This window comes from Thioprofundum lithotrophicum, from assembly GCF_055387065.1.
In genome coordinates this window covers 81,282-96,888 of the sequence record NZ_AP042379.1, presented here as the reverse complement: position 1 = coordinate 96,888, position 15,607 = coordinate 81,282, and the positions used below count along the sequence as shown (strand labels likewise).

The 15,607-nt window shown below is 65.3% G+C and carries 13 protein-coding genes; all 13 read left to right on the top strand.

Features of this window, described 5'->3' with window-relative positions:
- The first annotated feature begins 45 nt into the window (after window positions 1-45).
- The 13 genes from ACZ5BH_RS00445 (at window position 46) to tssG (ending at window position 15,567) form a co-directional block, all read left to right on the top strand.
- Window positions 46-621 (top strand): type VI secretion system-associated FHA domain protein, encoded by a 576-nt coding sequence (locus tag ACZ5BH_RS00445; protein WP_464889969.1) that lies wholly within the window; start codon window positions 46-48, stop codon window positions 619-621.
- A 69-nt stretch (window positions 622-690) separates the two neighbouring features.
- Complete coding sequence (gene tssJ / locus ACZ5BH_RS00440) at window positions 691-1,098, top strand: type VI secretion system lipoprotein TssJ (protein ID WP_464891229.1); 408 nt, start codon at window positions 691-693, stop codon at window positions 1,096-1,098.
- A gap of 16 nt (window positions 1,099-1,114) precedes the next feature.
- Entirely contained in the window at window positions 1,115-2,452 is a 1,338-nt protein-coding gene (gene tssK / locus ACZ5BH_RS00435) for a type VI secretion system baseplate subunit TssK (protein WP_464889968.1), read from the top strand.
- Between the two features lie 3 nt (window positions 2,453-2,455).
- Window positions 2,456-3,193 carry a type IVB secretion system protein IcmH/DotU gene (gene icmH / locus ACZ5BH_RS00430; protein ID WP_464889967.1) on the top strand — a complete coding sequence of 246 codons (738 nt, stop codon included), beginning with the start codon at window positions 2,456-2,458 and terminating at the stop codon, window positions 3,191-3,193.
- On the top strand, window positions 3,190-6,852 hold the full coding sequence (gene tssM, locus ACZ5BH_RS00425) for a type VI secretion system membrane subunit TssM (RefSeq protein WP_464889966.1): 3,663 nt from the start codon (window positions 3,190-3,192) through the stop codon (window positions 6,850-6,852). Before icmH ends, tssM begins: the two co-directional genes overlap by 4 nt.
- Before the next feature lie 4 nt (window positions 6,853-6,856).
- The gene (tagF, locus tag ACZ5BH_RS00420) at window positions 6,857-7,876 is read left to right on the top strand and encodes a type VI secretion system-associated protein TagF (protein ID WP_464889965.1); all 1,020 of its coding nucleotides are present in this window, start codon (window positions 6,857-6,859) and stop codon (window positions 7,874-7,876) included.
- On the top strand, window positions 7,873-9,510 hold the full coding sequence (gene tssA / locus ACZ5BH_RS00415) for a type VI secretion system protein TssA (RefSeq protein WP_464889964.1): 1,638 nt from the start codon (window positions 7,873-7,875) through the stop codon (window positions 9,508-9,510). The genes tagF and tssA overlap by 4 nt, the downstream gene beginning before the upstream one ends.
- Window positions 9,511-9,598: 88 nt before the next feature.
- On the top strand, window positions 9,599-10,132 hold the full coding sequence (gene tssB, locus ACZ5BH_RS00410; protein WP_464889963.1) for a type VI secretion system contractile sheath small subunit: 534 nt from the start codon (window positions 9,599-9,601) through the stop codon (window positions 10,130-10,132).
- Window positions 10,133-10,163: 31 nt separating this feature from the next.
- Entirely contained in the window at window positions 10,164-11,696 is a 1,533-nt protein-coding gene (tssC, locus tag ACZ5BH_RS00405; RefSeq protein ID WP_464889962.1) for a type VI secretion system contractile sheath large subunit, read from the top strand.
- A gap of 239 nt (window positions 11,697-11,935) precedes the next feature.
- Window positions 11,936-12,361: an Hcp family type VI secretion system effector gene (locus tag ACZ5BH_RS00400; RefSeq protein WP_464889961.1), complete on the top strand. Its 426-nt coding sequence runs from the start codon at window positions 11,936-11,938 to the stop codon at window positions 12,359-12,361.
- Window positions 12,362-12,409: 48 nt separating this feature from the next.
- Entirely contained in the window at window positions 12,410-12,838 is a 429-nt protein-coding gene (gene tssE / locus ACZ5BH_RS00395) for a type VI secretion system baseplate subunit TssE (protein WP_464889960.1), read from the top strand.
- Window positions 12,839-14,572 (top strand): type VI secretion system baseplate subunit TssF, encoded by a 1,734-nt coding sequence (gene tssF / locus ACZ5BH_RS00390; RefSeq protein WP_464889959.1) that lies wholly within the window; start codon window positions 12,839-12,841, stop codon window positions 14,570-14,572.
- Window positions 14,536-15,567: a type VI secretion system baseplate subunit TssG gene (gene tssG / locus ACZ5BH_RS00385; RefSeq protein WP_464889958.1), complete on the top strand. Its 1,032-nt coding sequence runs from the start codon at window positions 14,536-14,538 to the stop codon at window positions 15,565-15,567. Before tssF ends, tssG begins: the two co-directional genes overlap by 37 nt.
- Window positions 15,568-15,607: the final 40 nt, after the last annotated feature.

Sequence of the window (15,607 nt, the reverse complement as noted above, 5' to 3'; positions counted from 1 at the left end):
CGGCAGCAGAGGATGCAAGCGATGGTTGAGCAAGGAAAATTCAGCGTGGTTACGCGCCTGCCTGGCACGGACGCCAGCGATCTTTCTGCCGAAGGCCCTTCCCCTTCTTCTGCCGGTTCCGGCTCCGGGTCCGGTTCCCGTCCCACCCGGCTGCTCGTCCAGACCCTGCTCGATGGCCTCTGCCGTCTGATCGAAGGGCAGCAGCAGTTTGCCGACGAGTTCGGACTGGCTCCCGTGCGGGTCTTTCCCCATTCCAGCGAACACTTCGAGGGCCGGGCGCCCCGCGAAGTGCTTCACCAGTGGTTCCGTGCCGGCGACGAATGCGTGCCGGCCCTGCAGCACCTCTTCGAAGACATGATGCAGCACCAGCTCGCGCTGATGGGCGGGCTCGACGGCGTGGCCGTGGCCACGCTCCAGTACACCAGTGCCGAAGCCGTGCGCGAGGCCCACGGGGGGCGCCTGCTCACCAGCGGCCGGGCCTGGAAACGCCACAACCAGCGCGTGCAGGAGCTGCTCGACAACGACAACCTGCGGTTCCAGCGCGTTCTCGCGCCGGGGTTCCTGCAGCAATACGTTCGCCGCCGTGAAGGCGAGGCAAGCAAGTCTGAAACACCGGCTTAGGAGGTACAGCCAATGAAAACGTTTTCCCGTGCAAGAATGTTGTTGCTTGGGGTTTTGAGTGTCTTGGCCGTGGCATGTGGGGGACCGGTGGTCAAGGTGTCCCTGTCGTCCAATGCCAACCTCAACCTCGGGCAGGATCAGAAACCCCTGCCCGTGGTGGTGCGGGTCTATCAGCTCTCGGGCAAGGACAGCTTCGAGAACAGCAAGTTCGAGGACATCTGGAAGGACGATCTCAAGGTCCTCGGCGACAGCCTGCTCACCAGCAAGGAGGTGGTGATCAACCCCTCCGATCAGATGAGCGTGGAGATCGACAAGCACGATCAGGCCAAATACGTCGGTGTCGTGGCCATCTTCCGCAACCCGGTGGACAAGAAATGGCGTGACGTGCACGAGCTGTCCAACGGCTTCGTCACCGGCCATTTCTCGAGCAGCTTCCGCGTGAGCCTGGTCGGCAACACCATCACCATCCGGGACTGAGCGCACGGGGGCGAACATGGACGCATTGCGCAAGGTCATCTGGGCAGAGGGCATGTTCCTCGGCCAGCAGCACTTCCAGCTCTGGGACCGCTATTACGAAACCTACCAGAGCCTGCAGGTGCGCAGCCTCTCGCCGATGGGCTGGGGCATCATCGATCTCGACATCGACGCCGAGGCACTGGAAAACAGCCGCTTCCGGATCAAGCGCTGCCAGGTCATCTTTCCCGACGGCCGCCTGGTCAGCTACGATGCCGCCGACGGCCCGCCCCTGGCCATGGAGCTGGAAGGCGGTCTGGAACGCAACATCGAGATCCATCTGTGCCTGCCGGCCAACCGTTCCGCCAGCGGCATCAACGGCTATCAGGATCATGGTCAGCTCTGCTCCTGGGCGGTGGACTACCAGCGGGTCGCCGACGAGAACGATCCGTCCCGCGAACGGGAAGTGATGCTCGGCCGGCCCAATCTCATGCTCCTCTCCGGCGAGGAATCCCGGGAACACTTTACCTGGATCAAACTGGCCGAGGTGCGCAACGAGGGCGACGGGGTCTATGCCCTGGTGCCGGATTTCATCCCGCCCGTGGCCCGGATCGGCGCCTCCCCACGATTGCGAGACTCCCTGCAGCGCCTGATCGAGCTGTTCAGCGCCAAGATCCGCACCCTCAACGAGCGGCGCAAGCAGCAAAGCGCCTCCACCGCCGGTTTCGGTCACAGCGATCTGTCCAATTTCCTGATCCTGCAGGCGCTCAGTGGCGGCCTCCCGCTGCTGAAGCACTTCCAGGAGAACGACGATCTCCATCCCGAGCGGCTCTACACGCTCCTGGCGAGGGTGATCGGCGAACTGACCCCGTTCAGCTTCGAGATCGACGTGCACCGGATTCCCCGTTATCGCCATCACGATCTCGCCGGCGTCTTCGCGGAACTCGAAAATCTCCTGCGCGGGCTGGTCGATGTGGCCATGCCCACCAATCTCGACGTGCTGGCGTTCAAGCGCGAGAGCGACGCCCTGTTGTCGGTGGACGACATCGACAGCCGCCTGCTGTCCGGCGCCAGCTTCTATCTGGCCGTGCTCTCCGACAGCGACGATCCCCTGTGGGTGACCCACTTCGAGCGCATGGTCAAGGCCGCCGCCCGCGCCGACATCGAGATGGTCGTCGCCTCGGCCCTGCCGGGGCTGCGCATCGTCCACACCCAGCGTCCGCCCAGCAACCTGCCCATCAAGAGCGGCTACGAATACTTCCACATCGAGCCGCGAGGCGAATTCTGGGAGCGGGTGCTCGAGGAGCGCACCCTGGCCCTGTTCCTCTCCCGCGATTTCACCAGCGCCAAGCTCGAACTTTTGACCGTCCAGGACTGACCCATGAGCGAAGCCCAGCCCCGCACCAATCCGCTGCTCGAATGCTGCACGCCGCTGTTCGCCCTGGTGGCGCCCTTCCGCAAGGGGGATCACGGCGAGTCCCTGCCCGAAGACTACCGCCAAACCCTGCTCAACGGTTTCGACGAGCTGGAGCGGATGGCCTTCGAGCGCCAGATCACCATGCAGACGGTGAAGGAGGCCAAGTACGCCATGGCCGCCTACATCGACGAAGTGGTCCTCAGCTCCCGCTGGCCAGGCCGCCTGGACTGGATGAGCAAGCCCTTGCAACTGGAGTTCTTCGGCGAACACCTGGCCGGGGAGGGGTTCTTCGAGCATCTGGCCCAGTTGCGCCAGGGGGGCGAGGCCAATCTCGACGTGCTTGAACTCTATTACGTCTGTCTGCAACTGGGCTTCGAGGGCGTCTATCGCCTGCGCGGGCTGGAACAGCTCATGGCCCTGCAGGTGGATCTGCGCAGCCAGATCGACGGCTACCGCGGCGTGGTCAGCCCCAGGCTCGCCCCCGACGGGGTGCCCAAGGAGAGCCTGCTCGCCCAGGCCCGCCGCGAAATCCCCTACTGGGTGATCGGTACCGTCACCGCCGGGGTCATCTTCTTCACCTATCTCACCTACACGGTCCTCATCGACGGTTTCGTGCACGACAGCGTGGAGCAGATCATCGCCTACAACCAGCAGCTCAACCCGCAGGCCACGCCGCAGGCGCGTGAGGGGGCACAACCATGAACATGCTAATCGGGATCCTCAAGCGGCATCTTCTGAGCCGAGCCGGCAGCACCGCCATCGGGCTGATCGTCCTGCTGGCCCTCATCTGGTACGGCGGCCCCTACGTGGGCCTGAGCAGCGTGGCCTGGCGCCTGGCGATCATCGGCGGCATCCTCGGCCTGGTCTCGCTCTATCTGCTCGTGACCTGGTGGCTGGCGCGCAGCCGGGGCGAGAAGCTGCGCAAGGAGCTGGAAGCCCAGGGCGGCGACGACGAAAGCCGCCAGGCGGAAATCCAGGCCCTCAAGGAGAAGATGGAAGAGGCCGTCGCCTCCCTCAAGACCTCCGGCCTCGGGGTCAAGCACCGTGGCAGCGCCGCCCTCTACGCCCTGCCGTGGTACATGATCATCGGCCCCTCGGCGGCCGGCAAGAGCACCCTGCTGCGCAACTCGGGCCTGCACTTTCCCTATTCCCATGCCGACGACATCGACATTCGCGGCTTCGGCGGCACCCGCAACTGCGACTGGTGGTTCTCCGACGAGGCCGTGATTCTCGACACCGCCGGCCGCTACACCACCGAGGAGAACGACCGCGAGGAATGGCAGGCCTTCCTCGGCCTGCTCAAGAAATACCGTCGCCGCATGCCGCTCAATGGCGTGATGGTGGCCATCAGCCTGGCCGACATTCTCACCGCCGACGAGGAGTCCCTCGAATGGCACGTGAAGGTGATCCGGGAGCGGATCGAGGAGCTGATCAGCAACCTCGGCTTCATGTTCCCCATCTACATCCTGTTCACCAAGACCGATCTGCTCAACGGTTTCGAGGCCTTCTTCGGCGATCTCACCGAGAACGAGCGCAACCAGGTCTGGGGCATGTTCCTGGCCGAAACGGCGGAGGGCGAGGATCCCGCGGCCGCGGTGGCGCGTCAGCTCGAGGCGCTCTACGAGCGCCTGTGCGAGCTGCGCCTGCACAAGCTGTCCATGCAGCGCAAGCAGGAGATCAAGAGCGAGATCTTCGACTTCCCGGCCCAGTTCCAGGCCGCCAGCGAGAAGCTGATTGAATTCATCAGCCTGCTGTTCAAGGAGAATCCCTACCAGGAGACGCCCAACTTCAAGGGCGTGTACTTCACCAGCGGCACCCAGGAAGGGATGCCCCTGCAGCGGGTGGTGGGCAACCTGCGCCAGGCCTTCGGCTACGTCTCGCCGGAAGAGATGGCCACCGCCGAGAAGGCCGACAAGAGCTACTTCATCCACCGCCTGCTCAAGGAGGTCATCTTCCGCGAGCCGGTGGCCTTCGGCAAGAACCGCCGCAAGCACCTGATGACCCGCTGGCTCAAGACCGGCGCCATCGTCGGCGGGCTGGCCACCATCATCGCCAGCATCACGCTGCTCAGCGCCTCCTTCACCAGCAACAGCCTGCTGATCGACGAAGGCGTGGAACGGGTGGAAAAGCTGCTGCAGGTGGCGCGCAACGATCGTGCCGAACCCGGCGATTTCTACCTGGCCCTGGCCGAGGTCTACGATCAGTACGCCACCCTCAAGGCCTACCGCCGGCAGATGCCGTGGCATCTGCGCCTGGGCATCTACCGGGCCAACGAACAGATCGAGCCCCTCGAGCAGGTGCTGGTGCGCACCCTCGAGCAGCGCTTCCTCGAGCCGGTGGCGAAACTGCTGGAGACGCGCCTGCGGGATTATGCCGAGCGCTGGCGCAAGGTTCGCAACGAAGACGAGTCGGCCAAGCTGCGCCAGGAGTATTACGACACCCTCAAGGTCTATCTCATGCTCGGCCAGCCGGCACGCCTGGACCCCGACAAGGCGCTGCCCCTGCTGTTGGCCGCGTGGGAGGCGATCATGGCGCCCAACGACGGCAGCGATACCCGCCGCCGCCTCGCCGCCATCCCCCAGGCGACCCGCGAGGGCATGATCCGGCTCTATCTCGCCGACATGAAACGCCCCAGCGATCACCTGCTGGCCGCCGCGGCCTGGAAGGCCGACGATGCCGTGGTGGAAACCGCGCGCAATCTTCTGCGCACGCCGCCCAATGCCGATCTGCTCTATGCCCAGTTGCGCAACAAGGGCAAGGTGCTGCTGGGCACCACCAGCCTCAAGAAACTGGTCAAGGGGCGCGGCAACAGCTATCTGCAGAGCCTCCACGATCTGCCGGTGGTGTTCACTCGCAAGGGCTGGGAACGCTACGTTTCCCGGGAGATCCGCACCGTGGTCAACTCGGCCAGCCGCGGCGACTGGGTGCTCGGCACCGAGAGCGTCAGTGTCGCGCTCAACGCGGAGGAGTCCGCGCAGACCGGGGACAGTGTCAACCCCGAGCTGATGCACGAACTGGAAACCCAGATCCGCCATCTGTATTTCGAGGAGTACGCCAACGCCTGGTACGAGTTCCTCGCCTCGGTCCAGGTGCGGCCCTTCACCTCGGTGGCCGATGCCGCCAACAAGCTGCTGCTGGTCTCCCGCTCGGACGGGCCCATCGCCGAGCTGATGGCCGTGGTTCGGGACAACATCACTCTCCACGAGATCGACTGGCAGGACGGCAAGCCGCAGGTGCGGCGCAGCAACCTGGTGGCCGCCGATGCCATCCCCGAGCTGGATACCGCCTTCGCCGATCTGCGCCGTTTCGTCGAGCCTGCCGAAAAGCGGCAGGTCTCGGACCTGGTCAACCAGTACCTGCTGGCCCTGTCCGGCATGCAGGGTGAGCTGGAACGCCTGCGGGCCTCCAGCGAGCTGACCCATGAAGCCGAGATGTTCGCCTCCAGCATGCTCAGCGGCGGCAGCAGCAACCTGGAGATGTACAAGACCTGGGTCACCACCACCAGCCTGCTCAACGGCACCGACGTGCGCACCCGGCGGGCCATCGAGCCGATGCTCATCTCCGCCATCCGCCATGCCTGGCAGGCGGTGCTGGCCACCGGCATGCAGGACGTGCGGCAGAAATGGAACACCCTGGTGGTGCGTGAATTCGACGAGCGGATCCGCGGCCGCTTCCCCTTCGCCAGCAGCGGACCCGACGTGGCCATCGAGGACGTGGCCGAGTTCTTCCGTCCCAACGACGGCATTCTGTGGAGCTTCGTCAACACCCATCTCTCCACCTACCTGAGCAAGTACCGGGGCAGCTGGCGGGAACGGCGCTGGCTCGACGTGGGGCCCGGCTTCAGCAAGGATTTCCTCTACACCCTGACCCGGGCCAGCCAGATCACCCGGGGAATGTTCCGCCGGGGCAGCGACGAGCCCAGCCTCACCTTCTATCTCTATCCGATCCCCACTTCCGGCCTGAGCGAGGTGCTGCTGGAAACCAACGGCCAGATCTACCGCTACCGCAACGAGCCCCAGGAGTGGCGCAAGTTTCGCTGGCCCGGCAACACCGAACGCAGCGGCGCGCGGGTGATCGCCGTCTCCAACCGGCGCAATGCCCGGGGCGAGATCGCCGCCGAGGGCGTGTGGGGCCTGTTCCACGTGTTCCGCAAGGCCCGCATGGTGCGGGAACGGGGCGCCCAGTACATGACCACCTGGGAACTGGAGTCGGTCAACGGTCAGCCGCTGGAAGTCCGTTTCCGGATCAAGGCGGATCGCCACAACAACCTGCTCAAACCAGGGCTGCTGACCGGTCTCGACATGCCGGATCTGTTCGACCGCGATCACGCCAGTCCCGTCAACATCGCGAAGTGGGAGTGACGGCATGTTCGGATTCCTGAATCGGGAGAGCAAGACGGTGGCGCCCGCCGCCGCCACCGGACCGCTGGTCGGCTGCGTCGGCAAGCTGCCCCTGCATGCCGAATTCATCAAGCACAATCTCAAGAGCCGTGAAGTGGTCTCCCTCGACAACTGGATGCAGGAGGGCGTGACCCTGATCAACCGGATGCACGGCGAGAGCTGGAAGGAGCGCTTTGCCGCCGCGCCGGCCCACCGTTTCGTCTTCACCGGCGCCGGCGACGAGAAATCCGTTTACGGCCTGCTCATGCCGAGCCGGGATCGCAGTGGCCGCAGCTATCCCTTCGCCCTGTTCGCGGCCAGCGACGAGGCCCTGTTCAAGGATCACCAGGCCCTCCTGCCCCTGGCGGCAGAGCGTTTCTTCGCCGACGCCGAGGCCCTCCTGGCCCGGGACTGGACGGGGCAGCACGTGGCGCGCCTCACCGAAGCCGTCGATGGCCTCGGCGGGGCGGCGCCACTGACGGATCGACGCAGCCTCGTCGAGGCGGAGATGCAGCGACTGCGCGCCGTCACCCTCGGCCAGTTCTGGCGCGAACTGCTTCCCGGCACCGACGGCGAGCAGCGCGCCCGTTTCGTGCGCACCGTGGTCGGCGTGCTGCAGACCGTCTCGCGCCGCTCCCCGCAACGCATTGCCTGGGGGATCCGCCTGCCCCTGCCCGGGCGGGCCGAGGCCATGCCCTATGTGCTGTTCTGGCTGCAACTGTGCGAAACCCTGCTCGGCGGGCGTTCCTGGCGCGGCCACTATTTCTGGAACGCCCCGGTCAGTGGCCACCCGGCCCGCCTCACCCTGTTCTTCCGGCCCCTGCCGGCCTCCTATTTCGCGCGCCTGGTGGATCCGCACAAGGCCGATGGCACGGTGTTCGACGTGCTCGACGAAATGCACAAGGAGTCGGGCGACACCGCGCGCCTGGCCGGCATGATCGCCCGCGAGGAGATCAGCCTGCTCGATGCGCTCACCCTCTGGCGTTCCCGGGAGGTCACGGCATGAGCGCGTCTGCCGTACAGGAACCCGCCGTGGACGCAACGCCGGAGGCGGAGGCCCCCGTGGCCGAGGCCGCCGACGTCCCGGCACCCGAGGCGCCGGCGGCGGATCCGCGCCCGGAATGGATCCGGGCGCTGGTCACCCCCTTTGGCGATGGCGCCGAGCGCGAGGATCCCCGCTATGGCGACGCCTTCGTGCTCATCAAGCAGGAAATCGACAAGCTCTCCGGCAACGACTACGACGAGGTCATCCGCCTGGCCCGTCAGGTGCTGGCGGAGGAGGGCAAGGATCTGCGCGTGGCCGGCTATCTGCTGCTGGCCCTCAGCTATGTCAGCGGCGTAGCGGGTTTCCGCGACGGCCTGTGGATCTACGAAGGGCTGTTGCAGGCGTGTGGCGAGGAACTGTTTCCGGCCAAGGCCGGCGCCCGTGCCGCGGCCCTGCGCTGGCTCAACCATGCCAAGCTTCGTGCCTACGTGACGGAGCAGGGCGACGACGCCGACCACGAGACGCTGCAACAGATCACCGCGGCCATCGAAAACATCAACGAGGCCATCGCGGCCCTGCTCGGCGAGTCCGAGGACGAACCGCCCCGCTTCACCCTGCTCGACGACTGGCTGGCGGAGCGGCTGAAGCAGACCGCGCCGAAGGCGCCGCCAGCGGTGGCCAAGAACGAGACGCCGCCGGCCTCCGCCGAAACGCCGACGCAACGGCCTGCCGTCGCCCCGCCGCCGGTGCCGGCCGACGGCGCCGAGCTGACCGAGGCCGAACGGCTGCGCCATGGCCAGAGCCTGTGTCGGATCTTCCTCGAGGCCGGTGACGCCGTGCGCGCCGTCTCCCTGGCCCGGGCCCTGCGCTGGAGCACGCTGCGCCTGCCTCCTCACGAGAGCGGTCGGACCCGGCTGCCGGCCCCGCGGGCAGCGGGCCTTGCGGCGATCCGCAATGCCCTGGGCGGCAACGAGCCGAAGGCCGCCCTGGCCCAGAGCGAGGCCATGCTGTTCGAACCCTCCGGCCAGTTTCTGCTGGATCTGGCCTGGCTGTCCCACGAGGCCGCCGTGGCCCTGGGCGACGACGACCTGGCCGCAACCCTGGTGCGGCAGACCGGCCTCCTGCTGGGGCGCCTCGAGGGGGTGCTGGATCTGCAGTTCGAGGACGGCACGCCCTTCGCCTCGGCCGAGGCGCGCCCCTGGCTCGAGCAGTGCGTCCCGAGCGGCGAAGGGGGCGGGGTCGGTCTGCAGGCTCGCCTCGACGAGGAACTGAACACCCTCATCGACGCGGCCCGGGAGACGGCCCGAACGCAGGGGCTGCCCGAGGCGCTCAACCTGTTTTCCGGCTATGGCGCCTACACCGAACGGCAGCGCTTCCTGATGCGCATGGCCATGGCCGGCCTGTGTCTGGAACATGGCCGGGTGGACATCGCCTGGCCGGTCATCGAGGAACTCTGGGATACCGCCGAGACGCGGCACCTGGCCTGGTGGGACGTGGATCTGGTCATCACCCTGGCCCGTTATGCCCGCAGCGCCCTGCGCAGCCTGATCGGGCAGGCCGAGGAGGGCCGACGGGCCGAACTCGAACGCCGCCTCGAGGCCATCCACCAGACCGTCTGCCGCATCGACATGCAGCAGGCCCTGGCGATGAACTGAATCTGGCGCGGCGCGCCGCGCCGGCCGTTAACCGCAACCGCCATGTCCGGCATGGCGACAACCGCAGCAGGCATGCAAGGAGAAGACAATGGCTGACAGCTTCCAGAAAGAAGTGCCCAAGGCCCGGGTCAACATCACGCTCGACGTGGAAACCGCCGGCGCCCGCAAGAAACTCGAATTGCCGATGAAACTGCTCTGCATGGGCGACTTCAGCAACGGCAAGGGCCAGGGTCGGGTGGCCGAGCGCGAGCGCATCAACATCAACAAGAACAACATCGAGAACGTCATGGAACAGCTGGCGCCACAGGTGCGTTACAGCGTGCCCAACCTGGTGCGCAACGACGGCAGCGAGGTGACGGTGGATCTGACCTTCACCAAATTCAACTCCTTCCATCCCGAGCAGGTGGCCAAGCAGATCCCGGAACTCTACAACCTGCTGGCGATGCGCAATCTGCTCAAGGATCTCAAGTCCAACCTGCTCGACAACGGCCGCTTCCGCAAGGAGCTGGAGAAGATCATCCGGAACCAGCCCGAACTCGAGGAGCTGAAGTCGGAGCTCGAGAGCATCGCCCCCCTGAGCGAGGACGCCGAGACGGCCGCCGAGGCCGAACCGGCCTCCTGAATGCGCCCACGGAACCGAAGAGGATAACGTCATGGCTATACAGGAACAGGCGCAAGTCGCCACCCCCGAAGTCCAGACCGAAGAACCCGGCAGCATCTACGAGAAGCTGTGCGACCTGGTGAACATTCAGCCGGTGAAGGAAGGGGTCAACCTCTCCGCCTTCAGCGATCTCAAGAAGATGGCCGAGGCCGATCAGAATGCGCGCCTGACTGCCGCCCTGCAGGTTTTTCTCGATGTGATGAGCGAGCAGACGGCGCAGACCGAAAAGATCGACAAGGCGCTGCTCGACAGCCACATCAACCGGATCGACGAGACCATCAGCCGGCAGCTCGATGCCGTGCTGCACCATCCCGCCTTCCAGGAAGTGGAATCCACCTGGCGCGGCCTCAAGTACCTGGTCGACCGCTGTGATTTCAAGTCCAACGTCAAGGTCGAGCTGCTCGACGTGAGCAAGGAAGACCTGCGAGAAGACTTCGAGGAGGCCCCGGATACCACCCAGTCCGGTCTCTACAAGCACATCTACGTCAACGAGTACGACACCCCCGGGGGCGAGCCCATCACCGCCATCGTCGGCAACTACGAGTTCGACGCCTCGGCCCAGGACATCGCCCTGCTGAGCGAGATCTCGCGCGTCTCCTCGGTGGCCCATTGTCCCTTCCTGGCCTCGGTGGGTACCAAGTTCTTCGGCAAGGAGGATGTCAACGACATTCCCAAGATCCACGATCTGGCCACCTACATGGATCGGGCCGAATACATCCGCTGGAAGGCCTTCCGCGAGTCGGAAGATGCCCGCTACATCGGCCTGACCCTGCCGCGTTTCCTCCTGCGTCTGCCCTACGGCAAGGACAACATTCCGGTCCGCACCTTCGATTACGAGGAAAACGTCAATGGCGAAACCCACGAGAACTACCTGTGGGGCAACAGCGCCTTCGCCTTTGCCGCCAACATGGCCAAATCCTTCAAGGACAACGGCTGGTGCGTCAACATCCGTGGTCCGGAGTCGGGAGGCAAGGTGGAGAACCTGCCCATCCACATGTACGACGCCGGCCGCGGTCTGCAGGGCAAGATTCCCACGGAGATCATCATTCCGGAGACCCGCGAGCTGGAATACGCCAATCTGGGCTTCATTCCGCTCAGTTACTACAAGAACTCCGACTACGCCTGCTTCTTCTCGGCCAACTCGGTGCAGAAGCCGGCCGAATACAACACCCCGGAAGCCACGGCCAACAGCCGCATCAATGCGCGCCTGCCGTACATCTTCCTGGTCTCCCGCCTGGCGCACTATCTGAAAGTGCTGCAGCGGGAGAACATCGGCTCCACCAAGAGCCGCCAGGTGCTGGAGAACGAGCTGAACGACTGGATCCAGACCCTGGTCACCAAGATGAACGATCCGGATCCGGATCTCGTGGCCACCCACCCCCTGCGCGACGGCCAGGTGGTGGTCAAGGAGATCCCGGAGAATCCGGGCTTCTACAGCGTCGAGCTGTTCGTCATGCCCCACTTCCAGATCGAGGGCGTGGACGTGCGGCTGTCGCTGGTGGCCCAGATGCCCGTGAGCGAATAGGCGACACCCCGCCCCTTCGCGGGCGGGTGCCCTACCGAATCCACAATTTGAGCTGTTTGTGGTAGCCGGCAAGCAGGGAAACCGACGCCGGTGCATAACCATGGCGTGGCAACACGTCGACATAAACCCGCAACCGCAAGGTTGCTGCCTTAGCTAAGGAAAAAGAAGGAGGCACTACAATGGCAATTCCCGCCTATTGTTGGATTAAGGACGACCAGGGAAATGAGATCGAAGGCCCGGTGACCATCGAGGGTCGTCAGGGCAGCATCGAAGTGCTGGGCTTCGAGCACCAGGTCCGCATCCCCACGGATTCGGACTCGGGCGCCCTCACCGGCACGCGCAAGCACGAGCCGATGGTGATCACCAAGGCCTTCGATTCGGCGTCGCCCTATCTCTACAAGGCGTGCAGCAACGGCCAGACCCTCAAGGAGCTGGTCCTGCGCTGGTACAAGATCGACGACTCCGGAACTGAGAAGGAGTACTTCACCCACAAGCTGGAAAACGTGAAGATCACCTCGATCAAGCCGATGATGCACAACGTCAAGGACCTCGACAAGGAGCGCTATCCTCACCTCGAGGAAGTCTCCGTTCGTTACGGCAAGGTGACCTGGACGTATGCCGAAGGCAACATCGAGTTCTCCGACTCCTGGAACGAAGATCGGTAACCTGTGACCTTGAAGGGGATCGCCGCAAGGCGATCCCCGCTTTTTTTCATGCATCACACCCTGTTCGAAATTCTGACCGGCCACTATGCCGACGGCACCGCAGTGCCGGATCGGGTCGATCTCGGTACGGTCAGCAACAGCATCCGGGACCATCTCGGACGGCTGCTCAATGCCCGACAGGGCACCATCCGGCACCTGCCCGACTACGGCTTGCCGGACATCGCCCAGATTTTTCACGGCCTGCCGTATTCCGTCACCGAACTGGTCGACGCCATCCGCGAGGGGATTCTGCGCTACGAACCCCGCTTGCGGCAGGTCGAAGTGCACCACGCGCCGCTGGTCAAGGGAGAGGCCTTCCTCCGCCTCGAAGTGATCGGCACCCTGCACAGCGGCGAAAACGTGATGTTCGAAACGGTTTTTCTCAGCGAGGGTCAGGCCACGGTCAAGGCCCTCCGGCGACAGACGAGGGACGGCTAGGTGCGCGAATACTTCGAAGCGGAAATGCGGCTCCTGCAGGAGTCGGCCCAGGACTTTGCCCGGGCCCACCCCGAACAGGCCGGCATGCTCAATCTCCTGGAAGTCAAGGATCGGGATCCCTACGTGGAGCGCCTCCTGGAGGGCATGGCCTTTCTCACCGCCCAGATCCGCTATCACCTGGAGAACGACATTCCGGAGGTCAGCGAAACCCTGCTCAACCAGCTCTGGCCCCATTTCCTGCGGCCCTATCCCTCGGCCACCATCGTCCAGTTCCAGGCCCGGCCCAACCAGCTGCAGAAGACCCAGCGGATCGACCGGCACACCATCCTCACCTCCGATGCGGTCGGCCCGGACAAGCACAAGTGCCAGTTCCGCACCGTGGAGCCCGTCGTGCTCAATCCCATCGAACTTCGCCGGCTCCAGATCGAGGAGCCCGCCGGCGGGGGCAGCGTCTTCCGGCTGCGATTCCAGCTCGATGCCGGGGTCAGCATCGACCACCTCGATCTGGCCCGCCTGCGCCTCCATTTCCATGCGGATCCGGCCGTGGCCCTGTTCCTGCACCACCAGTTTACCGGCGAGGCACGCCGGGTCCGGGTCGTGTTTCCCGACGAACCCCGCCGCCGGGCGGTCGAACTCGATGCGCGGCAGGCCCTGCAGGCGGCCCACCTCGGCCCCGAATCCACCCTCATCGAATCCAGCGGCCGCAGCTTTCACGGTTTCCAGCTCTTGCAGGACTACTTCGCCTTCCGGGAAAAGTACCTGTTCGTCGAGGTGCACGGTCTCGAGCACGTGGACTGGCCGCCGGAGACGCGGCATTTCGAGCTGGAGGTGACGGTCAACGGCCTCTGCCCCCAGGATCACCGCATCGGCCCCGACAATTTCCGCCTGCACTGCGTGCCGGCGGTGAACCTGTTCGCGGAACATGCCGAGCCCATCTCCCTCGACCACCGCCGGGCCGAGTATCCGGTGGTGGCCAGTCACCCGCTGCGCGATTCCCTGCAGGTCTACAGTATCGAACGGGTCGTGGGCATCGACACGGAAACCGGCGAGCGGCACGAATACGTGCCCATGTACAGCTTCCAGCATCGCAAGCGCAAGGGGCGCTACTTCCACTACCAGCGCCGGCCCGGGCCCGAGGGGCACGCCAACCTCACTCTCAGTGTCGGCGGCGCGGCCGAGCCGAAGCACGAGACCCTGAGCTGCGACATCCTCGCCACCAACGGCGATCTGCCGCGCCGCTATCTGCGCGAGAAGGACATCAAGAATCCGACCGACAACTTTCCGTCCTATGCCGCGTTCAGCAACATCACCCGGCCCACGCCGATGCGCCATCCGCCGTCCCGCGAGCGCTACCAGTGGGATCTCATCGCCCACCTGTCGCTCAACTACAGCTCCATCACCCGACTGGACATGCTCCAGCGCCTGCTCAAGCTCTACGACTGGACCGACGACGAGCAGAACCAGCGCCGGATCGAGGGCATCCGCCGGGTGGACGTGGTGCCGGTGGAGCGGCTGCAGCGCGGCGCGCTGCTGCGGGGCATGGAGATCCGCCTGCTGCTGCACGAGGATCACTATCGCTCCCAGGCCGATATCCATCTCTTCGGCCAGGTGCTGCACCATTTCTTCTGCATGTACGCCACGGTCAACAGTTTCGTCCAGACCCGCGTCCAGTGCCATCCCACCAACAAGGTCATGACATGGGAACCGTTACCCGGCGCCAGGTCCCGGCTCTGATCCAGTCGTTCCTCGACGACGCCCCGGACTTCGAGTTCTTCCAGGCGCTGCGCCTGCTGGAGAACCACTGGCATGGCCACGGGCGTATCGGGGGCGAGCTCGACCGCTGGCTGCGCTTGCGGCCCGCGCACGAACTGGGCTTCCCGGCGGCCGACATTCGCCGCTGCCGGTTCATCGACAACGGCCGGCTCGATCTGCAGCTCAATTTCATGGGCCTGTACGGCGTGGACGGCATCCTGCCGGGCTACTTTCTCGAGCGCATCGCCCGTGACGACGAAACCAGCGCCGCGCTGCGCCATTTCATCGACTTCCTTGGCCATCGCTTCTATGCCCTCTACTACCTGGCCTGGAAGAAGTACCGCCCCTACGTGACCCTGGAGCAGGACGGCAGCTATCTCGACTGGCTCAATGCCCTGGCCGGCAACGTGCTGGACCCGGACGATGGCGACGAATACGCCTTCTGCGGCGTACTGGGCAACCGCAACCGGGGCGCGGCCACCCTCGAAGGCATGCTGAGCGAATTCCTCGAGGGCCTCCCGGTGTGCGTGGAGCAGTTCGTTCCCCGCTGGGTCCAGACCCAATCGGCGGCCTGTCTGGGCGGGGAGGGGGAATCGGCCATGGTCCTGGGCGACAACGCCCTGCTGGGCGAGGCCATACTCGATCTCAACAGCAAGATCGGGATCCATGTGGGGCCCCTGCCGGCCGCCCGCGCCCGCGAGTTGCTGCCCGGTCACCCGCGGGGCCAGGCCCTCGGCCGGCTGCTGGAGCGTTACCTGGAACCGGGCATGGCATTCGACGTGGTCCTGCACGTGCTGCCGGATCACGACGCCGGAGCGCGGCTGGGCCGCGACGAGATGGTGCTCGGCTGGTCGAGCTGGCTCGGGGAGGCCCTGCAGGAAAGCTATGCCCTGCGCATCCCCGGCAGCAGTTTCGCCGTCACGCCGCCGCCGGCCCCCGACGATCCCGGCGAGGACGAACTGGCCATGGTGGCCTGAACCAGCCGTGAACGAACAACGACACCCGTACCGCAACGGA